The organism is Oenococcus sp. (assembly GCF_047725585.1).
Classification (GTDB): domain Bacteria; phylum Bacillota; class Bacilli; order Lactobacillales; family Lactobacillaceae; genus Oenococcus; species Oenococcus kitaharae_A.
This window is the reverse complement of sequence record NZ_JBDNNF010000004.1, coordinates 66,752-87,709: the sequence shown is the minus strand read 5'-3', so window position 1 is coordinate 87,709 and position 20,958 is coordinate 66,752. Positions and strand designations below refer to the sequence as shown.

The 20,958-nt window shown below is 41.4% G+C and carries 19 protein-coding genes and 1 pseudogene; 4 read left to right on the top strand and 16 right to left on the bottom strand.

From position 1 onward, the window contains the following. Positions 1-13: 13 nt before the first annotated feature. The gene (locus ABF487_RS06335) at positions 14-322 is read right to left on the bottom strand and encodes a PTS sugar transporter subunit IIB (protein ID WP_415634831.1); all 309 of its coding nucleotides are present in this window, start codon (positions 320-322) and stop codon (positions 14-16) included. A 27-nt stretch (positions 323-349) separates the two neighbouring features. Beyond that, positions 350-1,801, bottom strand: coding sequence for a 6-phospho-beta-glucosidase (locus tag ABF487_RS06330; RefSeq protein WP_007744958.1), 1,452 nt, complete (start codon positions 1,799-1,801; stop codon positions 350-352). A gap of 201 nt (positions 1,802-2,002) precedes the next feature. Here ABF487_RS06330 and ABF487_RS06325 point away from each other — a divergent pair, with 201 nt between their 5' ends. Beyond that, positions 2,003-2,737, top strand: a complete 735-nt coding sequence (locus tag ABF487_RS06325) for a MurR/RpiR family transcriptional regulator (protein WP_007744957.1) — start codon at positions 2,003-2,005, stop codon at positions 2,735-2,737. 3 nt (positions 2,738-2,740) lie between these two features. Here ABF487_RS06325 and dtd read toward each other — a convergent pair whose 3' ends face one another. Beyond that, on the bottom strand, positions 2,741-3,187 hold the full coding sequence (dtd, locus tag ABF487_RS06320; protein WP_007744956.1) for a D-aminoacyl-tRNA deacylase: 447 nt from the start codon (positions 3,185-3,187) through the stop codon (positions 2,741-2,743). An 87-nt stretch (positions 3,188-3,274) separates the two neighbouring features. On the opposite strand from dtd, the gene ABF487_RS06315 reads away from it, so the two are divergent. Continuing rightward, positions 3,275-4,066, top strand: coding sequence for a hypothetical protein (locus tag ABF487_RS06315; RefSeq protein WP_415634830.1), 792 nt, complete (start codon positions 3,275-3,277; stop codon positions 4,064-4,066). A 2-nt stretch (positions 4,067-4,068) separates the two neighbouring features. Next, a complete protein-coding gene (locus ABF487_RS06310) occupies positions 4,069-4,635 on the top strand; it encodes a matrixin family metalloprotease (protein ID WP_415634829.1) in 567 nt (188 codons plus the stop codon). Positions 4,636-4,642: 7 nt separating this feature from the next. Here the strand turns inward: ABF487_RS06310 and ABF487_RS06305 are convergent, their stop codons facing one another. The 12 genes and pseudogenes from ABF487_RS06305 to ABF487_RS06250 form a co-directional block, all read right to left on the bottom strand. Beyond that, entirely contained in the window at positions 4,643-5,866 is a 1,224-nt protein-coding gene (locus ABF487_RS06305; RefSeq protein ID WP_007744952.1) for an MBL fold metallo-hydrolase, read from the bottom strand. Positions 5,867-5,931: 65 nt separating this feature from the next. Further along, complete coding sequence (locus tag ABF487_RS06300; protein ID WP_263779312.1) at positions 5,932-7,203, bottom strand: ABC transporter substrate-binding protein; 1,272 nt, start codon at positions 7,201-7,203, stop codon at positions 5,932-5,934. Between the two features lie 4 nt (positions 7,204-7,207). After that, complete coding sequence (locus ABF487_RS06295) at positions 7,208-8,065, bottom strand: carbohydrate ABC transporter permease (RefSeq protein WP_007744949.1); 858 nt, start codon at positions 8,063-8,065, stop codon at positions 7,208-7,210. Further along, a complete protein-coding gene (locus tag ABF487_RS06290) occupies positions 8,062-8,997 on the bottom strand; it encodes a carbohydrate ABC transporter permease (protein ID WP_007744948.1) in 936 nt (311 codons plus the stop codon). Before ABF487_RS06290 ends, ABF487_RS06295 begins: the two co-directional genes overlap by 4 nt. A gap of 2 nt (positions 8,998-8,999) precedes the next feature. Beyond that, entirely contained in the window at positions 9,000-10,067 is a 1,068-nt protein-coding gene (locus ABF487_RS06285) for an ABC transporter ATP-binding protein (RefSeq protein ID WP_007744947.1), read from the bottom strand. A 142-nt stretch (positions 10,068-10,209) separates the two neighbouring features. Further along, complete coding sequence (dnaB, locus tag ABF487_RS06280) at positions 10,210-11,667, bottom strand: replicative DNA helicase (protein ID WP_028291841.1); 1,458 nt, start codon at positions 11,665-11,667, stop codon at positions 10,210-10,212. 2 nt (positions 11,668-11,669) lie between these two features. Beyond that, the gene (gene rplI / locus ABF487_RS06275) at positions 11,670-12,125 is read right to left on the bottom strand and encodes a 50S ribosomal protein L9 (protein ID WP_007744945.1); all 456 of its coding nucleotides are present in this window, start codon (positions 12,123-12,125) and stop codon (positions 11,670-11,672) included. An 8-nt stretch (positions 12,126-12,133) separates the two neighbouring features. Continuing rightward, positions 12,134-14,194: a DHH family phosphoesterase gene (locus tag ABF487_RS06270; protein WP_028291840.1), complete on the bottom strand. Its 2,061-nt coding sequence runs from the start codon at positions 14,192-14,194 to the stop codon at positions 12,134-12,136. Positions 14,195-14,293: 99 nt separating this feature from the next. Next, positions 14,294-14,614 carry a 30S ribosomal protein S18 gene (gene rpsR, locus ABF487_RS06265; RefSeq protein WP_007744941.1) on the bottom strand — a complete coding sequence of 107 codons (321 nt, stop codon included), beginning with the start codon at positions 14,612-14,614 and terminating at the stop codon, positions 14,294-14,296. Positions 14,615-14,638: 24 nt separating this feature from the next. Further along, positions 14,639-15,184 (bottom strand): single-stranded DNA-binding protein, encoded by a 546-nt coding sequence (gene ssb, locus ABF487_RS06260; RefSeq protein ID WP_007744940.1) that lies wholly within the window; start codon positions 15,182-15,184, stop codon positions 14,639-14,641. 179 nt (positions 15,185-15,363) lie between these two features. Next, a pseudogene (gene rpsF, locus ABF487_RS06255) lies at positions 15,364-15,639 on the bottom strand (30S ribosomal protein S6); the annotation flags it as partial. 136 nt (positions 15,640-15,775) lie between these two features. Next, positions 15,776-17,245, bottom strand: a complete 1,470-nt coding sequence (locus ABF487_RS06250) for a multicopper oxidase family protein (protein WP_036593974.1) — start codon at positions 17,243-17,245, stop codon at positions 15,776-15,778. Between the two features lie 248 nt (positions 17,246-17,493). On the opposite strand from ABF487_RS06250, the gene nadE reads away from it, so the two are divergent. Continuing rightward, positions 17,494-18,324, top strand: a complete 831-nt coding sequence (gene nadE, locus ABF487_RS06245; RefSeq protein WP_007744929.1) for an ammonia-dependent NAD(+) synthetase — start codon at positions 17,494-17,496, stop codon at positions 18,322-18,324. Between the two features lie 59 nt (positions 18,325-18,383). On the opposite strand, the gene gyrA is transcribed toward nadE, so the two are convergent. Continuing rightward, positions 18,384-20,954, bottom strand: a complete 2,571-nt coding sequence (gene gyrA, locus ABF487_RS06240; protein WP_263779317.1) for a DNA gyrase subunit A — start codon at positions 20,952-20,954, stop codon at positions 18,384-18,386. Positions 20,955-20,958: the final 4 nt, after the last annotated feature.

Genomic DNA, 20,958 nt, shown 5'->3' with positions numbered 1-20,958 from the left:
ATACGGTGATATTTCAAGTCATGTCCTTTAGTGCTTGTTCTAAGACTTTGCGGCCGTTCATCATGCCGTAATCCTGCATATTGATGACCTCGACAGGAATCGTTTCTCTTTCTTTAAAACTGCTGATCAGATAATTGACCTGAGGTCCCAGCATTAAAATATCGGGATGTTCACTCTCGATCTTCGATTGAGCATCCGAGGCGGCTGTAGCGAAAATAGTGACATCTTCGTGATCTTCTGCAGCGGCTTTTTGCATCTTGCTAACCAGAAGGCTGGTTGACATGCCGGCCGCGCAAACAAGCATAATCGTTTTTTTTGCCATCTTACATAACCTTTCAGTTGATGAAAACTAGTCCAGATCCCGACCATTGGATTGGATTACTTTTTTGTACCAATAGAATGAATCTTTTTTATATCTTTTTAAAGTAGAATGACCAGCATCGTTTTTATCGACATAAATGAATCCATAGCGTTTATCCATTTGTCCGGTGCCGGCAGAGACAAGATCGATACAACCCCAAGGGGTATAACCGATCAAATTAATCCCATCGTAAGCCACAGCTAGTTCCATCTGTCGGATGTGCTCCCTCAGATAATCAATCCTATATGCATCATGGATTGTTTGATCATCTTCGAGTTGGTCAATTGCACCTAAACCATTCTCCACAATAAATTGCGGCAGGTGATAACGATCGTTTAACCAATTCATGGCATAACGCAAGCCTTGCGGGTCAATCTGCCAGCCCCAATCCGAAGCAGCTAAGTACGGATTTTTCACAAATTTGTGATTTTCTTTATACCCGTATTCCGGTTCATCGCTTTCAGAGGCAGCAACAGACGCGGACATATAATAACTGAAACCCAAATAGTCAACTGGACCCGATTTCAATACATCTAAGTCTGCCAACGTAATATCCAGATCAAAATGATGATTCTGCTGATATTTAACTAACCAATCAGGATACCTGCCATTGACCTGCACGTCGGCAAACCAATATCTGATCTGCATGGCCTTTTCGGCTTTGAAAATATCTGCCGGCTTAGAACTTGCCGGATAAATTGGAATCATAGCGATCATGGCACCAATTTTAAAATTAGGATTAATTTGGTGGCCAATCTGAACAGCTAAAGCACTAGCAACCGTTTCATAGTGGCCAGCTTGATACATTAATTTTTCTGGATCTTCCCCTGTTTTTGCCAGAATTCCTGAATTTGTAAAAAGAGAAAAGGTCATATCATATGAAGTCTGATTATTGATTTCATTAAAGGTCATCCAATATTCGACCTTGTCCTTATATCTTTCAAACACAACTCTGGCAAATTTGGTGAAAAAACCGATCATTTTGCGATTACGCCATCCACCATATACTTGGACCAAGTGGTAGGGCATTTCAAAATGGGACAAAGTAATCACAGGCTTGATACCGTATTTCAAACAAGTATCGAACAAGTCATCGTAAAATTTCAAACCAGCTTCGTTGGGCAGATCCTCATCACCCTGCGGAAAAATTCTTGACCATGCAATAGAGGTTCTAAAGCATTTAAATCCCATTTCCGCAAACAGCTTAATATCTTCAGGATAGAGGTGGTAGAAATCAATCGCTTCATGGTTTGGATAATTTTCACCATCCAACACGCCATCAGTGATTTTTCTTTCAACACCATTAGCGCCTTGCGTCATCACATCGGCAATACTAATGCCTTTGCCATCGACATTCCAAGCACCTTCAAGTTGGTGCGCAGCGACCGCGCCACCCCACAAAAAATGATCATTTAACGAAAAAGTCTTACTATTTTCCAACCATATTCTCCTCTCCTTAAAAAAAGCTTGTGAAAGCTTGTTGAAGATTTGATATCCTCAACACCATCTATTATAATTGTAAGCGCTTCCATTAATAACAAAAAGGCCTAATAATGGTACAAGAACCATTTTTTGTAACAGATAGGCTACTAGAGACTTCACGATTTTTTGGCCCAGAAAGACAACTATAATTTTCTTAACATGACAGAAATTAAAAACCTGACTTCATCTGAAGCTTCAGCATACAACTACATCATTTCTCATTTGGTTGATATTCCAGCTCTAACGATTAGAGAATTATCCAAAAGGAGCAACGTTTCCCCGACAACGATTCTCAGATGTATTAACAAAATCGGTTATCAAAGTTTTCAGGAATTCAAATTTACACTTTCACAAGTGTATGCGGCAACTAAGATAAACGGCAAAAATTTTGATTTAATTTCAGAAGCCAAAGAGTTTTTTAATGATAAATTAGTCGATCGATTCAAAAATGAAATGGCATCAGCCAAAAAAATTCTCTTACCAAGCAAGTTCATCATCTTCTTCGGTATCGGCACTTCCGGTGTGCTTGCAGAATATGGTGCGAGGGAATTTTCAAATTTCGGATTCAACGCACACTTTAGCAACGACCCTTTTTTTCCTTTTCGTTTTGGCAGTTTGGCCAATTCTGTGACTGGAATTGTTCTTTCAGTAAGCGGCGAAACAAAAGAAAGTGTCGCCCAGACTCAAAAACTGCGGGAACAAAACTCAAAAATTATCAGTATTACCAACAACAGCAGTAACAGTATTGCTAAATTATCTGATGTGAACTTTGCCTACCAGGCTAAATCTGAGATGATTGGACCTGATTTAAACGTCACGACCCAAGTACCAGTCGTTTTCATATTGGAAGCCTTGATTCGTGAATTAATTTCAACTTCTGATGATCAAAGTTGACCTTTATCGTTGATCTGTATCAAACATGATCGTAACTGGGCCATCATTGACTAACTTAACCGCCATATCAGCTGCGAAGACACCTGTCTCTAGCGGAATACCAGTGGCAGTCAATGCTTGATTGAAGTCGTTATAGATTGCCTGAGCATGCGCTGGCTGTCCGGCATCAGTAAAACTTGGCCGATTGCCCTTTCTTGTATCAGCATATAAAGTAAATTGCGACACAGACAAAATCGAACCAGCAACGTCTGAAATCGATAAATTCATCTTGCCTTTTTTATCTAGGAATACTCGCAGTTTAATAATTTTATGTACTAGGTAAGCCACTTCTTCTGCACCATCAGAATCTTCAACAGCCACTAATAATAAAAAGCCCTTTCCAATATGCGAAACGACTTTTTTATCAATTGACACGCTGGCTGAACTAACTTTCTGTAAAAGAACACGCATGATCTCTCCCTTTAAAATCAAGCAGATAAAACAACCAACTTGATTTTTGTTCATCTATGAATGCCGTTATTATACAATGACAGTGAAATGTTAACTAAATTAACACAATTCAAAAAATCCTGCCGGAATTTGGCTTCATGGCTGCTGGCACAAGGATTGACACTTCCCCAGTCTAAAGACAGTTTTGAAAACGATCGTTTAATTGCAACCTTTGCTCACGAGCGGGAAAACAGTCCCAGTTTTGATCGCTGGATACGTTTTTTCACACGATTCATTCAAAAACGCCGGTATATTCCGCTGCTTGGTTTTCTGATTGCCCTATTTATTCTGCCCTTTTTTATGCCGTCTTTGAGGTGGCTCAGCAGTCTATTAACTTGGTTACTCATTACGTTGATAGCAATTATTATTCTGTTTCTCGCTCTATCTATGGCCAACGCCTGGGCAGCTGAAAATCCAGATAAAATTTATGGCAGCTCGCAACGATTTAAATTAAAAAATGAAAGCTATGAGCGTTCCCTAACGGTTGTTACATCAGGAAAATGGTTTGAGAAAATAGTTTATTCAGATTTTCTGCGGGGATTCCTTCAATGGATTAACTCAGGCAAAATTCAATGGATCGCCTTGTTAATTATCCTACTGCCTAATTATTTTCAAAATTCTTTTTCACGAATTTTGACCAATGTTTTCTTCGTCGTGATCACAATCAATATTTTCTCGACCTCGATTATCGTAAGATACCGGGAAAATCATAATCTGCCCGCCTTTTCCTACCTGCCTTTGACCAAGTATTTTGGCTGGACAACCATTATTTCAGATTTGCTCTTCATCATCTGGGCAGCGGCCCAAGTTGCGAATCTGCTGCATGGCTTCTTTGGATAACAATGCGTCAACGGCTAGCAAAAAATCTTCAGCTAGTACTCTCACTGATTGCTATCCTACTACTGCTGGCCGCCAGCTTCACTTTTGTTCTTTATATTCGGCGCCCAGCTCTCAGGGACTCTGTCATGACCACTCAAATTCCGCGCAATAAAAAAGTGCTGATCAATTTAAGCCAGACCCACTATGCGCCTGAAGCAAGAAAAGCAATGTCCTTATGGAACAAAGCACTAAAACGTCATTTGTTTCATGAATTTGATCAGTCACAGGCTACGATTACACTCTATGACTTGTCGAATCAGCAATTCTCTAAAATTAATAGAGACGTCGGCTATGGTGAACACATCTTAGCTGCCACCGGTCAAGGAGGTATTTATCTCAATCGTGATTTTATGCAGCAAGTGGACGACCAACCATACATCATACCGGCAATCGAACATGAATTGGGTCACGTCATCGGATTAAAGCACATCAACGGTGATGCACTCATGAACGCCTCGATGCAGTCAACGGCTTTTATTAGTCAATATGATGTGCAAGTCGCCAATTACATATTAAAGAGAATTCATTAACAATCGGTTAGTTAAAAACCATCGTTTCGTTTTTATGCGGCAGCTTGACTCGAAGTCCAGCTTCTTCTAGCACGCGAGCCTCTGTTTCAGGCTTAAATGAATGCCAGGGAACTGTTAATTTTGCTTTGACCTGCTGAGCAATTTTGATTAAATCAGATTTAACAGCGTGCCCCGATGCACCAGCGTAGATAAATTCTGCAGCAAACTTTTGCAATTTTTCCTGCTGCACGCGATATCGCGGATCATAATCGCCCAGCGGTTCACCATTCATCTGCAAAAATATCGGCTGATAAAAATCGGCTAGATTATCTAAATTCTGAAAACTATTTTGCAGCACATAATTTTCCGGATATGCGATTATTTCAGATAAATCAACCTCTTTGCCAAGTGTTAATGGGTGTGTCTGGGAATAAAATTGCTTCAATAGATCGGCATAGAATTTCTCCCATACAATTGGCCGTCCAAATTCCCGAGCCGCCTGTTCCAAGGCATACAAACGCGCCACATTCCGAGGATAGGGATTGATTACCAGCAAGTGGTTAGAGGAAAGTTTGTCAGAAAACAGCTCGACCAGACTGCCTTCAACATCGGGAACAATCTTTTCTGCGTGATCACCTTTTTCATCATCAAAAGAAAAACTAGTGCCCTCCAGCAAAAATAGATCCGCTTGGGGATTGGCTACAGACTTTGCCCAATGTGCAACACTCTGAGGATCTGGGCCATTATAACGCACATCCCCAGAATAAACGAAGATATGTCCTTCATCATCAACCACTCTTATGGCACTGGCACCAATAATATCGTGATCCGATTTAAAAAAGCTAATCGAAAAAGGTCCAACTTTGACCGGTTGTTCATAATCAACAGCTTGCAGATTAGCTACAGCCGCTTCATCACCACTAGCGATTAAATCCTCGTACAATTTTTTTGAATCGGTTGTCATATATATTGGCAGCTCGGCTTTTAAAAATTTTAAAGCGCCAATATGGTCGATATGCAAATGCGAAATAAAAATAGCTTGATGATCAAAAAGCTGCTGCGCCTTTGCATCAAATAATTCCGGCGTGTTTGGTAATATTCCTTGCTGGATTAAATCAGATGTTGAATCACCGTCTCTGGGGTCGCTGGGAACACCAAAATCCATGATTATACGTGTTTTTCCATTCGTAAAACTGACAATATTTCCGCCAATTGTATTAAGTCCATTTAAAAAAGTTACTTCAGTTGTCATGTATTCTATTTTAAGACAAAACAAAAACCATTCATATCGCGAATGGTTTTAGCACTTACAGTTATTTACTTGTTGTCTGAAATAATTGTTTTCATTTCTTTAGCTGTGGCTGGGAATACCTTGGATGGGGATTCTTTTTTAGCAGTCACTGCATCAATCGCTGTCAGCATCTTATTCCGGTAGTCGTTATACCCAGAAAAGGCCGTAGCTTGGAAGCCGTATGGCAATGAGTCAGCAGCAGCTTTGAAAAGCGGGTTCTTTTTCAAATAACTCTTATAAGAGGCAGAGTTGCGTGCCTTCTTTGTCAGAGGCAGATAACCAGTTGATTCAGCCCATTGTTCCGTAGTCTTGTTTTTCAACAGATACTTCATAAAGGACCAAACACCAGCTTGATGCTTTTTGCCGTTATTCATCATCACGATATCGTTACCGGCAAATTCAGTTGCACGTTTTCCTTGATAGCTAGGAAACACTGCTGTACCCAGCTTGAACTTCTTCACTGTGGAAGCAGAAATTGTGACTCCGGCTGAACTAGAGAAGTAGACAGCCGTCTTACCTTCAGCAAAACGATTTGTACCATATACGTCAGCACCGGCAGTCCAAGCTTCGCCATTTTGCAGCATGTCGTAAATAGTATTGGCTGCTTTGAGGACTTTCGGCTTAGCAAAATTGACTTTCAAATTTTTGGAAACGAACTTATTTCCAGCTGCTGTGGACATACCTTCAAGTTCCATATCAAAGGAAGCATCAAATCCAATTCCGGCATCGCCCTTGGCCTTGGCAGCCTTCGCAATCTTTTCCAAGTCATTCCAGCTTTGCGGTGTCGAGAATCCTAATTGCTTGAGCAGATCCTGGTTCACAAGCATGACACGAACCGATTTAGAGAAAGGTATTGAATAATATTTACCCTGCCATTTAGAAGATGAAATAAAACCAGGATAAATATTTTTCAATTGTGCTTTTGAAATTTTGTCGCTGCCCTTCAGCATATAGCTGTCTAGAGGCGAAACAAGATTTTCTTTTTGATAATCAGGCACTTGTGTATAAGTAGCTTGAGCCATGTCTGGTAAGGTTCTCGACTTGGCCGCAGCCATAATTTTCTGATTTAAAGCTGCATAGTTCCCTTGCGATTGGCGAACAACTGTGTACTTAGATTGAGAACGATTGTAACCCTTCACAATCTTGTCTAAAGCCTTGGCATAAGGACCGGTCATACCATCCCAAAGTACGACCTTTGTTCTAGCCGCACTGGCTGCGACCGGGGCAACCGCGCTAATTGCCGTTGTACTTCCAAACAAAGCCAAAGTGGCCATGCCAAACATTTTAACTTTCTTCATTAAATTATCCTTTCAATCCTGATCTTGAAATTCCTGCAATAATATACTTTTGCAGGAATAAGTATAGTACTGCCATCGGCAGAATGACAAAAGTCGTTGCCGCCATCAACTGTGGATATTGAATGCCTGATTCAGTCATAAAAGACTGCAATCCGACTGGCAAAGTCCTGAGACTGTCGCTATTAGTAACAATCAATGGCCACATAAAACTATTCCATGAACCAATTACTTGCAGCATTGTGACAGCGACAATCGATGACCTGCTCATTGGAACTAAAATTCGCCATAGAAAACGCCAATCAGAAGATCCATCAATTTTTGCTGAATAATAAACAGAATCAGGAACCGACTGAAAACTTTGACGTAAAGCAAATACCGAGAAAAAACTTGCAATCCACGGTATGATCAGAGCGCCATAAGTATTAATCAAACCTACTTTAGCAAGCGTCACATAATTTGGAATAATCAACATTTCGCCAGGCACCATCATAGTTGCCAATAACAGAATGAATAATAAATTTTTACCTTTAAAATTAAGTTTCGCAAAGCCGAAGGCTGCCAAAATGCTCGTAAATAACTGTAAGGCTGTTGTTGCAACTGTCACAAAGACTGAATTCATCATGTAAGTTGCAAAGGGCGCTGCCTGCCACGCACTAACAAAGTTTTCAAAATGGAATACTTTTGGAATCCAAATCGGAGGTACTTCAATCGACTCTGATTGTGTTTTTACGGCGGTCGAAAGCATCCAAATGAAGGGTATCACCATGACAATAGCGCCTGCGATAACAAGCAAGTACACCAGAACCGTAATAATATCGATCTTTTTTTTTGTCTTCAACCTGGTCTGCTGCATATTATTCATAGGGAAACGCCTCCCTTTGCTTTCCTAACCTTTGTGGGACGACGGTAATCAAAATGCCGTGAAATCAGTAATTGTAAAACAGTGACAATTAAAATCATGATAAACAAGATCACAGATGCCGCAGCTGCTCTGCCATATTGATTCATGACATAAAACTGCTGATAAATATAAAAGACCATCGTCATCGCAGATTGGGCTGGGCCGGGCTGGCCGCCAAATACCGCAAAAACCTCATCAAAAACTTTAAAATCAACGATTACGCCATTGATGAAGACAAATAAAATAGTCGGTGACAATTGTGGCAAAGTAACGTGCCAGAAAATCTGCCAAGCATTAGCACCATCGATTCGAGCAGCATTCATATATCGTTTATCAATATTACCTAAACCAGCCATAAGGAGAATGATATTGAATCCCAATCCTTTCCAGATAGAAATAATAATCAAAGTCAGCATGGCATATTTAGGATCATTCAGCCAATCGATGGGATGAATACCTACCAGGCCCAAAAAATAGTTAGCCAGTCCGGACCGCGCATTAAATATCCAAGTCCAGACCATTGAAATCGCAATCGTAGATGTAACAAAAGGCAAAAAATAGACTGTACGGAAAAATCCGGACAGCCATTTAATCCTGAACAGCAAAACTGCAAACAGTAGCGAAAAAATAATCGTCAAGGGTACTGCCCCTGCAACATAAATAAGCGTATTAACTACCGCCAGATGAAAATCGCCATCAGAGAATAGATATGTAAAATTTCCCCACCCGCGAGCCAATACCGTATCAGTGAGAAATTGATAATCTGTGTAAAATGACATGGAGAAGGATTTTAGAATCGGGTAAATACTAAAAATAGCAATACCGATCAGCATTGGCAGAATATACAGCCAGCCCTTGATTGAGCCTTTCCAAGTTTGCTTAGCATTCATCATGATTAACGATTGGCCTCAAGAATCTTGGCCGAGGGTTGGATAACATCAACGTGCTGATCCTGATCGTCAAAGCCATGAATTTGCGTTAAGGGAACATATACTTCTAATGCTTGACCGATTTGTGTATCGCTGACGCCATCCACATTTTCACCATCAAGTTCAACAGAGAAAAAATCAAAACGAGACAATTCCTCAGCACCATATTTAGAATAGGATTTCAATGTTACCGGCAAAGCAACACTGCCTGTAGTCTTAATTGTCGAGAGCGCATCTGGACGAATGCCAATGGTTTTAACGGGTTTTGCAAAATACTTTTGTAGATAAGCCAAAGCTTGCGGCTGATCAAAGGTATTGATTTGCGGATCTCCAATAAATTTGGCCGTGAACAAATTGGCCGGCCGATCATAGAGGTCATTGGGCACAGCATACTGTTGAATCGTGCCATCAGACAAGAGCATAATTTTATCAGAAATATGCATAGCCTCATTCTGATCATGCGTGACAAAAATAGTCGTAACACCAGTCTCATGTTGGATACGCGCAATCTCTTCCCGCATTTCAGTTCTTAATTTGGCATCCAAATTAGATAAAGGCTCATCTAATAAAAGTACGGCTGGTTTTCTGGCTAACGCTCTGGCGATTGCGACACGCTGCTGCTGACCGCCAGAAAGTTCACCAGGCCGTTTGTCCAGCTGATCATCAACATGGACAAGTTTGGCTAGCCTCTCTATTTCCTCTTGACGTTTATTTCTAGCAATTTTGGCAATTTTAAGTGGGAAGCCGATATTATTCCTGACCGTCATATTTGGATAAAGGGCATAATTTTGAAAAACCATACCAATATTTCGGTTAGAGACTGTCAATTTGGTCACATTCTGCTCACCGAAATATATTTCACCTGCAGTTGGTGTTAATAAACCTGCAATCATATTTAAAATCGTTGATTTACCAGAACCAGAAGGCCCCAGCAACGAAACAAGTTTATGATCCTCAATTTCGAAATTGATATCGTCAATAATGTTTTGACCGGCCTCATAGGCTAATGTCAGGTTCTTCGCAACAAGCTTCAAGTTGATCCCCTTCTCAAATTAAAGAAATACCTTACGAAGAATAAATTTATCAAAGAAAGACACGATTAGCAATTAGAAAAAACCAATTTAGAACCAGTTGAATAAAAAAGACTTGTGATAAAAATATCAATCACAAGTCATACTAACTGTTATGCGGATCCAAATTGCCGTAGAATTGAATGCTTCGATCAAACATGAGTTTAACCGTATCATTGGCACCCTGTCTGTTCTTTGAAACAATCAGTTCAACTGGCCCGCGATCCGGGATAGCTGATTCATCAAAATCTTCATCATCTTCTGAATGGCCGTTCTGATCATAGTAATCGTCACGATACAAGAACATCACGATATCAGCATCCTGCTCAATCGCGCCAGAATCACGCAAATCAGACAGCATCGGCCGTTTTGTCGTCCTGCCTTCAACGCCTCGGGATAATTGGGACAAAGCAATAATCGGCAAATCCAATTCACCGGCTAATTTTTTTAATGAACGTGAAATCGCAGCGACGGCTTGCTGCCGAGATTCAGTCACATCGGACTCGATCAGCTGCAGATAATCGATAATCACAAGTCCGATACCGCCTTCCGGGTCTTCTCTTTGCGACTGTGATTGCAGATTACGCAATTTGGCACGGATCTCATTGATGCGGATTCCTGGAGTTGTGTCTAAGTGAATATTCAACCGACTCAATCTTTCGTTAGCCAGCATAATCCGCGTCCAATCGGCATTCGGATCCACCTGCCCGTTAGTAGATTGAGTCAAATCTTTACCAGTCATCAATTTGTCCATGGGTACACGTGCATTAGCAGCTAAAATTCGTGTTGATAAGGATTGGTCATCCATTTCCATGTTAAAGACGACAACAGTTTTTTTACCAATCTCCTTAGATTTAGCAGCATTAATTGCTAGATTTAAAGCGAAAGCAGTTTTACCAACGGCGGGACGTGCTGCTAGGATAATGAGGTTATTCGGCTGCCAACCCTTTGTAAGTTTGTCCAAGTAGGCATAACCGCTAGGCAAAGCGCCTTCACGCAGGATAGAATTGTTTTTTGCGGAATTATTTAAGTTATCGATTGTTTTACTAAGTGAGTTTTTCAGTTCAATAAAATCAGTATTCTCAGATTGATCTTCGATTGAATCTAGTTTTGCTCGCACATTAGCAATAAGATCTTGCGATTGAGAAGAGGGATCGTGTGCCAAACCGTTGCCTTGGTTGAATAAATCAATCAAGCGCCGTTGAGTGGCCTTTTCATGAACCGCCTTAGCATAGTTTTCAACGTTGGCTATCGTACCGTCAGCCAGCAGGATTTCCGAAATAAAACCTTCCCCGCCGACCATATCCAGACTCTTGTCGGTTTTCATTTGATCCGATACAGTTAGGGGCTCAACAATTTTATCATCACTTAGCAGTTCATTAATCGCTTGAAAAACTTTTTTATTTTTAGGATCATAAAAATCATCTTCGGAAATAATCCCCAGCATGCGATCCAAAACGTCCTGCTGCTGGCTGAGACCATTGGTATAAAAAAAAGCTGAAAGCAATGCTTTTTCAGTCTGAATTTCCTGTGGAATTCTATTGTCCATTAATGAATCTGCCATTATTAATCCAGCTGCGAAATATTGACTTTGATTGAGGCTGAGACTTTTTGATGAAGCTTTGCCGGAATTTCATGCAGGCCAACCGTCTTAATCGGCTGTGAAAGGTCCAATTTACGCTTGTCAACGCTTAATTGGTACTGTTTTGCCAATTGATCGGCAATTTCTTTCGCAGTCACAGAACCGTTCAAACGGCCATCAGGACCCACGTGTTCTGCAAATTGCACAATTGTTTTTGGCGAAGCTAATGTCTCTTTGAGTTGTTGTGCATCAGCCAAAACCTTAGCAGCCTGCTTTGCTTCTAAATTTTGTTGTCCATGTAATTTTGAGACATTTTCAGGAGAAGCGTAGACGGCTTTTTTATTCTTAATTAAAAAATTATTTGCATATCCATCGGGAACCTCTTTAATGTCACCAATTTTCCCTTGGTTTTTGACGTTTTGTAAAAAAATAACTTTCATATGGCCTCCTATTTCTTTTCATCTGATGAATCAAAAATAACTTTCTCCAACTGCTGCTTAACCTCAACAATATTATCAGTCTCGATTTGTGCCGCTGCATTAGATAACGATCCGCCGCCGCCAATTTTTTCCATAATCAATTGAACATTAACACTGCCATCTGATCTAGCGGAAACACCAACTTTCTTATCTGGTCGGCGAGTAATGACAAAGCTGGCAGATGCGCCTTGAATTTTTAAGAGTTCATCCGCAACCTGAGCAGCTAAAACAGAATTATAGTCAATCTCATTTTCACCAACAACGGTTGCAATATTTTCGTTTAGATCAGTTAATTCTAACAAATGTGCTTTAACTAGCAAATCTTCCTTGGATTCCTTACCGAAGCTCCGCAATAATTGTGTATCAGCGCCAGCAGCCCTTAAAAAACTAGCAGCATCAAAAGTTCTTGACCCGCTGTGAGCTGTAAAGCCCTTGGTATCCAGCTGGATGCCGCCTAACAATGCTGTCGCCTCGACTTTAGTTAATGGTGATTTGCGGCGATCCTCGTAACCTAAGAGTTCAGTAACCAATTCAGAGGTAGATGAGGCATATTGTTCAACATAGAAAAGCAGTGGTTTTTCAGCAAAACCTTCATCAGCAATTCGGTGATGATCAATCACGACCAAAGAAGACTTTAATCGGTCCAAAAGTTGTCCGGCAGCTGAAATGGTCGGCCGAGAATGATCCACGAGTACGAGAAGGCTTTGGTCACTGGCAAGCGCCATCGCTTTCTTTTCTGAAATGAAGGGATACTCGATGAGTTTAGGCGGCTGATTGTCGTCAGAAGCTGCTGCCTGCTCTTTAATTTTGGCATTCGCAGCTGCAATTTCTTCGCTAAATTTTGTCGTGACTAGTTTGACATCACGCTGCAGATTTTGTTCGTCAATCACAATGTAGGCAGGCAAATCATGCAAACGGCTCATTCGCCAGATGCCTAAAGCTGCACCAAGAGAATCCATGTCTGGATTTTGGTGACCGCAAATAAAGACAACATCAGTGTTGTTTAGCAAATCCGACAAAGCCTGATCAATCATACGCGCTCTGACTCGTGTTCTTTTGGCCATTGGATTTGAGGTCCCGCCATAATAGATAGCTGGATTTTCGTTGTCGCGAATCACAACCTGATCGCCGCCTCGGCCTAAGGCTAAGTCTAGATTTCGATGTGCTAAATCAGCTAAGTTATTTAAATCTGAAATACCATATGCAATACCGACCGATAAAGACAAAGGCATGTTTTGTTTTAAAGATTCTTCTCGTATCTCATCCAAAATAGAAAAACGATCGTCTTCAAGCTGCTTTAAATTTGGCAAACGTCCAAAAAAAAGATAACGATCTGCTGATATCCGTCGTAAAAACAAATGATACTTTTTCGCCCAATTATCGAGTCTGCCAGAAATAAATGCTATCAAACGACTTGAATCAGAATCCGTTGCATCTTGAATAACTTCTTCATAATTATCAACGTTGATTAAACCGTAAAAAAGTCGGTCATTTTGATACAACAGTTCATATTTAGATACGTCTGTTAGATCAAGAAGGAATATTGCTCGACCATTTCCTTGAACCTGAAGAGAGAACTTACCATCCCGCCAGCTGATTTCGGCCGGCCCGCTATCTTTATTAGCTTGTACAAATTGATTAAGCTCAGGATCAGCATCTTTTATATTTTTGCCGATAACCGACCGATCACCAATGACATTCAAAAGATTCTCATTCACCCATTCAATTTCCCCGTTTGAATTGAGCAGCATAACACCGATAGGCATTTGATCCAACGCGCTTGTTTGAGAAATAGACACTCGCCCATACAGGTTGGTCATATATGTCTGAAAGTCAACACCTAAAGAACTTATCAAGCTATACAGGAGCAATGCAGCCAAAATGACAAACGCGACCCATATGACAGAAATAATCGGACCAAAACGTAATGAAAAAACGAAACCACTAATTGCCAGCAACAAAAAAATGCCAATCAGATAGATGACGCGATAATTTTTTATGAAGGCAGGTAAATTTGAATATTTCTTCATCAAGAATCTAATTTTATCACGATCCAAGAACTTTAACCCTTTCTTAAGAAACAAAAAAGCACTCCTGACGGAAATGCTTTTTAACCAACAATATGAAAATCAGTTGTTAGCAACGAATGGCAGTAAAGCCATGATGCGCGCACGCTTAACTGCAATTGCAATTTTACGCTGATTTTTTGAACTAGTGCCGGTAATCCGGCGCGGCAAAATTTTACCATTGTCAGCAATGAAACGCTGCAATAACTCAGTATCTTTATAGTCGACATATTCAATGTGATTGACAGCGAGGTAATCGACACGACGACGGCCACCTTGACGACGGCCGCGGCGATCACCGTCTCCACGAGGAGTACGGCTAGGACGGTTTGTCCGCTCGCCATTAAAAGTCTGAGTTCTTTGGTTTGAATGTTCTTCAGGCATTATTGATAGTCCTTTCTTAAAAATTTAGAATGGGAGATCATCATCCGAGATATCAACCGAATTGTTTCCAGCATCTGTATCAAAGGGGCTGGAAGCACTAGATTGATCATTATTAGCTGAGCTTGACTGTGATTGATTGTTAAATTGCGCGTCAAACGGATTTGACTGCTGAGCCGGGATTTTAAAATTATTCTGGTTCTGCTGAGGCGCCGCGGAACTGCCATTTTGAGAACGGCGAGCTTCAGATTGAGCCCGCGTCTCTAATAACTGGAAATTATCTACAACAACTTCAGTCACATAAACTTTCTGACCTTGATTATTATCATAACTTCGCGTTTGCAAACGTCCTTCGACAGCAATCATGGCACCTTTGCCTGTAAAATTGGCAAAGTTTTCTGCTGGTTTGCGCCAAATAACACAACTAATAAAATCCGCTTCACGTTCACCGGCACGATTTGTAAAATTTCTTTCAACTGCAATCGTAAACGAGCCAACCGCATCACCGCTCCCGGTATAGCGTAATTCAACATCACGGGTTAATCTGCCAACTAATACAACTCGATTGATCATAAAACTCCTTACTTTTCGCTTGATACAGGTGCTGATGCAGCTTTTGCCTCATTAGCAGCATTATATTGCGCTTGTGCAGCGCTGCGTTCAGCTTCACGCTGTGCACGACGCTCAGCTGCCCTTTGTGCCGCTGCCGCTTGTTTAGCGTGAGCATCAGCAAGTTTTGCAGGGTCAACAGCAACGATCATATGACGCAAGATGTCTTCTGAGATCTTAGCCAAACGATCAAATTCATTAGTCGCTTTATCATCAGCGGCCGCAAAAACAACAACATGATAAGTTCCTTCTCGGTAACCGTTAATCTCGTATGTGAAGCGACGAGAATTCCAATCCTCGGATTTATCAATTGTAGCGCCATTGTCGGTCAATACTTTATCAAAACGTGCAACCAAAGCTGCTTTTGCGTCTTTATCTAAGTCAGGACGAACAATATAAGTTAATTCATAACTAGCCATTTTTTACCTCCTTTTGGTCTCTGACCGCCTAAGCGGTAAGGAAAGTGAGTATTTCATCACGGACAAATATGATACAGGGAAACGCGCTTAAAAGCAAGCTGCATCAACTTCAAGCTATGTTTCAAAAACAAACAGACTACATCTGCATATGCGGATCGACACCATTTTTCTCGCACAAATCTTTCAAATCCCAGTGTATCGGATGTGCTGGATCAATGACCTCAATTTGAGCCATCATACCAGTATCTTCGTGTTCCAATATGTGGCAGTGATACATGAAGATACCGGGAACAGAAAATCTAACCAGCAGTCTAACGTGCTCGCCAGGATTAACACCAATCGTATCTTTAAAACCAAATTCGTTCGGATAGGGGTCATGCCCATTTCTGGATAACACGAGAAAGGACATGCCATGCATATGGAATGGATGAATCATTCCCATACCCGGCATATCATCATTTGTATTAGAAACATCCCAAATTTCGTTTTTACCCATTACCTGCTGGTCGTCAATACGGGTCATGTCATAAAGCTTGTCATTAATCCGAACAGAATCATCCATCCCAGCCATAACAACTTTATGTGTGGCACCACCGGTAAAACCACGTTCAATCTGCTTTAAAGTTGCCGGTAACTGTGAACGGTTATCTTCTGTAAAATCACCGACTTTAAGTCTCAGAATCGGCGTGTCGTCAGCTTTCAATACGACTTGATCACCAGTTTTATATGATGAAAAATCAAGCAGCAATTCTGCTCGTTCGGCGCAAGTCAGCATTAATTTAGTCAGCGGAACCGCGTGCGGCAAAAAGCCGCCATCCGATGCTATCTGTGTCATTGTGATATTATCATTTGAATTTAGCCGAAGTTCCCGCCGGTTAGCACCATTCAATACTCTCAAACGAAGCCAAGGCCGTGTTACTGTAAATTCGGCGTTTGCAGTACCGTTTACCAAAGCAGTGTCCCCCAAGGTTCCATCCATATCATAATCGCTTTGATAGTCTAATTGATTATCGTGGAAGGTTCGATCCTGGAAAATAATCGGAATATCGTCAATTCCCCAATCATGTGGAATTTGTGGCAAATTATCTGCCGGATTAATCACGGCAACAGGTGCTGCCAAGCCATGCCAGACCTGTTCTGCAGTATGTGGACATGGATGCGGATGAAGCCAAGCTGTCATCGTTTGCTGATTGATATCAAATTCGATCTCTTTTTTTTCACCAGGCCGTACCGGTGCGTGCGGACCTCCGTCTTCGATTGGACCGGGAATATCCAATCCATGCCAATGCCAAGTTGTCACTTCGGGCAGGTTGTTAATCAAAGTCAAATGGTAGTGTTTGCCTGATACGAATTTGATTAAGGGCCCAAGGACACTGGCATCATATCCCCATGTAGCGGTTGGCTTGCCATCTAAAATTTGTGTTTCTCCTGTTTGTGCACGAATGGTGTAATAAATTGTGTCCCCTTGGATTTTGTCTGCTTCTAGAATTTTTGGAATTCTAAGGCTATGAACTTTAGTTTTGGGCACAACCAAAGCTTTATAAGCCGCATCGTGATAGTCATAAGCTTTTTCGTCAAATAAATACTTATTTAAAATTTCTGTCATTTTCAAACCTCGTTTCGTCTGATGATCTCTAGAATTTAATTTCGTATATTTCTCTCTCACACTTAAAATATCAGCCATCTATAGGATATATCTTCTTCATTTTTATATAAACAATTGCAGCTGACTGAAATCCGCTACAGGAAGCAAAAAAAGGTAGAATAATCTTGATTATCCAAAGAATGTCTTCAATGGGCAGTTGGTTGCCCCAGAAGAACAAAAGAACAAAAATCATCAGGAGAACAGAACTAATGAGACTTTTACAAGCTGAAATCATTGCTGACCTGCATGTACAGCCGGTTATCGATCCCAAAGAAGAAATTGACCGCTCAATTTCCTTTTTAAAAAACTATTTACTAGCTAATCCAAATTATAAAAGCTATGCTTTAGCTATTTCAGGTGGTCAAGATTCGACCTTAGCAGGTAAGCTTGCACAAACAGCCATTCAAGAATTAAGAGAAGAGAAAAAGGATTCGTCCTATCAATTCGTTGCGATCAGACAACCATATGGCCAGCAAGCCGATGAAGATGATGCACGAGCTGCTCTAGATTTCATTGAGCCCGATATAACAGTGACAACCAACATCAAAGCAGCGACAGATGCACTGACAGCAACCTTGCGAGATGCCGGTTTGGTCGTTGACGATATGAGCCGGGGTTCGATTAAACCCAAGATGCGTATGATTGCTCAATATGCAGTTGCAAGAGAGCACGCCGGCGTCGTTGTTGGTACAGATCACGCTGCTGAAGCTTTTGCTGGTTTCTTTACCAAATATGGTGACGGCGGAACCGATATCGATCCCTTGTGGCGGTTAAATAAGCGTCAGGGCAAACAAATGCTGAAATTTCTACACGCGCCCGAGGCTCTATATAACAAAGTACCATCTGCAGATCTCGAAGATGAGCGTCCTCAGCTGCCTGACGAGGTGGCATTGGGGGTTTCTTATAAATATATTGACGACTACTTAGAGGGACGTCAGGTACCTGAACAGGCGGCCGAAACAATCGAAAAACTGTATCTTAGTACCAAACAAAAGCGCCATTTACCGGTAACTATTTACGATACTTGGTGGTATCAATAAAAGTCTGCTTATTTTTTTTAAGATTAATAAAAACCACCTCAATCATGAAGTGGTTTTTATTAATCTTGTTTATCATCTTTATTCTCATCAATTAATTGATCAGCAAGATTTTGAACTTTTGTTGCGTTATCTGTCTGGTCTTCTGCAGATCCTACTTCATCTTGCGAAGTTTCATCATCTTCTGCTTCAACTTTAGCCAAAGTAGCAACTTTAGAACCTTCCTCGATTCGAATAACACGAACTCCTAAGGTGGCTCTTCCGGTAATTGAAACATCCCCGGCTTTAAAGCGAATCATGACACCAGAATCAGTGGTAATCATGATATCTTCATTACCGGAAACAACAGCTAAACCAGCTAAAGGCCCATTCTTTTCAGAGATATTAGCTGTTTTATAGCCTTTGCCGCCACGACCGCGTATTGGATACTCTTCAACTGCGGTCTGTTTTCCGTAACCTTTTTCCGTAATCGCCAAAACATTCTGACCGGGAATCAGCAAGTCAGCAGCAACAACATAATCGCCAGTCCGTAAATTCATCCCGCGAACACCAGAAGCGGTTCTGCCCATGGCACGCACATCTAGTTCGGCAAAAGATACAGCATAACCAGAATGGGATGCGATAACAATATTCTTTTTGCCATCTGTCAGCAGCACACTAATCAAGGAATCATCATCATGCAGATTAATCGCACGAAGACCCGACTGACGAATATTGGTAAATTCAGATACAGCAGTGCGTTTAACAGTGCCGAGTCTCGTGGTGAAGAAGAGAAAGTTCTTCGATGAGGCTGCTTCCCCGCGGACATTAATCACAGCTTGTACACGTTCACCGGAATCCAAACCTAGTAGGTTGATTACAGGGATTCCCTTGGCTTGGCGACCATACTCAGGAACTTCATAGCCCTTCATTTTGTAGACTTTGCCGAGATCAGAGAAGAATAATAAAGTATCATGGGTACTCGTCGAAACAAGCTGTTCCACAAAATCATCATCATGCGTATTCATTCCCTGGACACCACGGCCGCCACGATTCTGCGTATGGAACTCGTTTGTCGAAAGCCGTTTGATATAGCCTTTATGTGTCAAAGAGATCAAAACATCTTCTTCATCAATCAAATCTTCATCTTCAATCGATGTTACATCGCCTACCTGCAGTTCTGTACGACGGTCATCCCCAAATTTATTAGAAATATCCAGCAGTTCTTGATAAATAACCCGATCAATCCGTTCCGGCTTAGACAAAATATCTTTGTAGTCCTCAATTGATTTGAGCAGATCATTGTATTCAGCTTCAATCTTGTCGCGTTCCAATCCTGTCAAACGTACCAGACGCATATCCAAGATAGCTTGTGCCTGCTTATCAGACAATTGGTAACGCGTGATCAACTCGGTCTTGGCAATTTCAGCTGTCGAGCTGGCACGGATTAAGGCAATGATTTCATCAATATGGTCTAACGCAATACGCAGTCCTTCGAGAATATGAGCGCGATCTTGTGCCTTCTTTAAATCAAATTCAGTCCGACGGCGGATAATTTCACGTTGATGCTCCAGGTAAGCCACCAAGATCTGCTTGAGGCTCATTGTCTGAGGCTTACCATGATTAATGGCAATCATGTTAAAGGAAAAGCTCGTCTGCAGGAGTGTCTGTTTATAAAGGTTATTGAGAACAACGTTGGCATTTGCATCTCGCCCAACATCGATCGCCACTCGCAGGCCTTTTTGATCTGACTCATCTCGGATAGCTGTAATACCATCCATTTTTTTCTCCAAAACTAATTCTCGAATGCGTTCAATCAGCTTGGCTTTATTGACCATATAAGGCAATTCAGAAATGGCGATCCGTTCATGCCCGGTCGAAGTTGTCTCAATATCAACTTTGGAACGAACCGTGACAGACCCGCGACCAGTCTCATAAGCCCGTCTAATACCGGCTTTGCCCATGACAATCGCACCAGTCGGAAAATCCGGTCCCGGCAATACTTCCATCAAATCAGCAACCGTTGCATCGGGATTGTCCATTAAAACATGAATAGCTGCCACGACTTCTCGTAAATTATGCGTCGGAATATTGGTTGCCATTCCAACCGCAATTCCTTGTGCACCGTTTACCAGCAAGTTAGGAAAACGAGCCGGTAACACAACCGGTTCCCGGTTATCGCCATCATAGCTGGGCTGAAAATCTACCGTGTCTTTATTGATATCTCGCAGCATCTCCAAAGCAATTTTAGATAAACGCGCTTCGGTATATCTCATTGCGGCAGCTGGATCACCATCAACAGATCCAAAATTTCCATGGCCGTCCACCAGCGGGTAACGATAACTGAAAGGCTGTGCCATTCTAACTAGCGATTCATAGATTGCCGAATCGCCATGCGGATGAAATTTTCCCATGACGTCTCCAACAATACGAGCCGATTTTTTATGCGGTTTATCAGGCGTGACGCCTAATTCGTTCATACCATACAAAATACGACGGTGAACCGGCTTCAAACCATCTCGTACATCTGGCAACGCGCGAGCCACGATAACAGACATCGCATAAGATAAAAAACTAGTCCGCATCGTGCTATTCAGATCGGCACTCTTGATTCGGGAATCAGGTGTAAAATTGTTATTTTCTTCTTCGGTCATATAA

Bases quoted from the DNA above. Each gene is read 5' to 3' on its own strand.
- ABF487_RS06335 (WP_415634831.1), bottom strand. From the start codon at position 322: ATGGCAAAAAAAACGATTATGCTTGTTTGCGCGGCCGGCATGTCAACC.
- ABF487_RS06325 (WP_007744957.1), top strand. From the start codon at position 2,003: ATGACAGAAATTAAAAACCTGACTTCATCTGAAGCTTCAGCATACAAC.
- dtd (WP_007744956.1), bottom strand. From the start codon at position 3,187: ATGCGTGTTCTTTTACAGAAAGTTAGTTCAGCCAGCGTGTCAATTGAT.
- ABF487_RS06315 (WP_415634830.1), top strand. From the start codon at position 3,275: ATGTTAACTAAATTAACACAATTCAAAAAATCCTGCCGGAATTTGGCT.
- ABF487_RS06310 (WP_415634829.1), top strand. From the start codon at position 4,069: ATGCGTCAACGGCTAGCAAAAAATCTTCAGCTAGTACTCTCACTGATT.
- ABF487_RS06305 (WP_007744952.1), bottom strand. From the start codon at position 5,866: ATGACAACTGAAGTAACTTTTTTAAATGGACTTAATACAATTGGCGGA.
- ABF487_RS06300 (WP_263779312.1), bottom strand. From the start codon at position 7,203: ATGAAGAAAGTTAAAATGTTTGGCATGGCCACTTTGGCTTTGTTTGGA.
- ABF487_RS06295 (WP_007744949.1), bottom strand. From the start codon at position 8,065: ATGAATAATATGCAGCAGACCAGGTTGAAGACAAAAAAAAAGATCGAT.
- ABF487_RS06290 (WP_007744948.1), bottom strand. From the start codon at position 8,997: ATGATGAATGCTAAGCAAACTTGGAAAGGCTCAATCAAGGGCTGGCTG.
- dnaB (WP_028291841.1), bottom strand. From the start codon at position 11,667: ATGGCAGATTCATTAATGGACAATAGAATTCCACAGGAAATTCAGACT.
- rplI (WP_007744945.1), bottom strand. From the start codon at position 12,125: ATGAAAGTTATTTTTTTACAAAACGTCAAAAACCAAGGGAAAATTGGT.
- ABF487_RS06270 (WP_028291840.1), bottom strand. From the start codon at position 14,194: ATGAAGAAATATTCAAATTTACCTGCCTTCATAAAAAATTATCGCGTC.
- rpsR (WP_007744941.1), bottom strand. From the start codon at position 14,614: ATGCCTGAAGAACATTCAAACCAAAGAACTCAGACTTTTAATGGCGAG.
- ssb (WP_007744940.1), bottom strand. From the start codon at position 15,184: ATGATCAATCGAGTTGTATTAGTTGGCAGATTAACCCGTGATGTTGAA.
- ABF487_RS06250 (WP_036593974.1), bottom strand. From the start codon at position 17,245: ATGACAGAAATTTTAAATAAGTATTTATTTGACGAAAAAGCTTATGAC.
- nadE (WP_007744929.1), top strand. From the start codon at position 17,494: ATGAGACTTTTACAAGCTGAAATCATTGCTGACCTGCATGTACAGCCG.
- gyrA (WP_263779317.1), bottom strand. From the start codon at position 20,954: ATGACCGAAGAAGAAAATAACAATTTTACACCTGATTCCCGAATCAAG.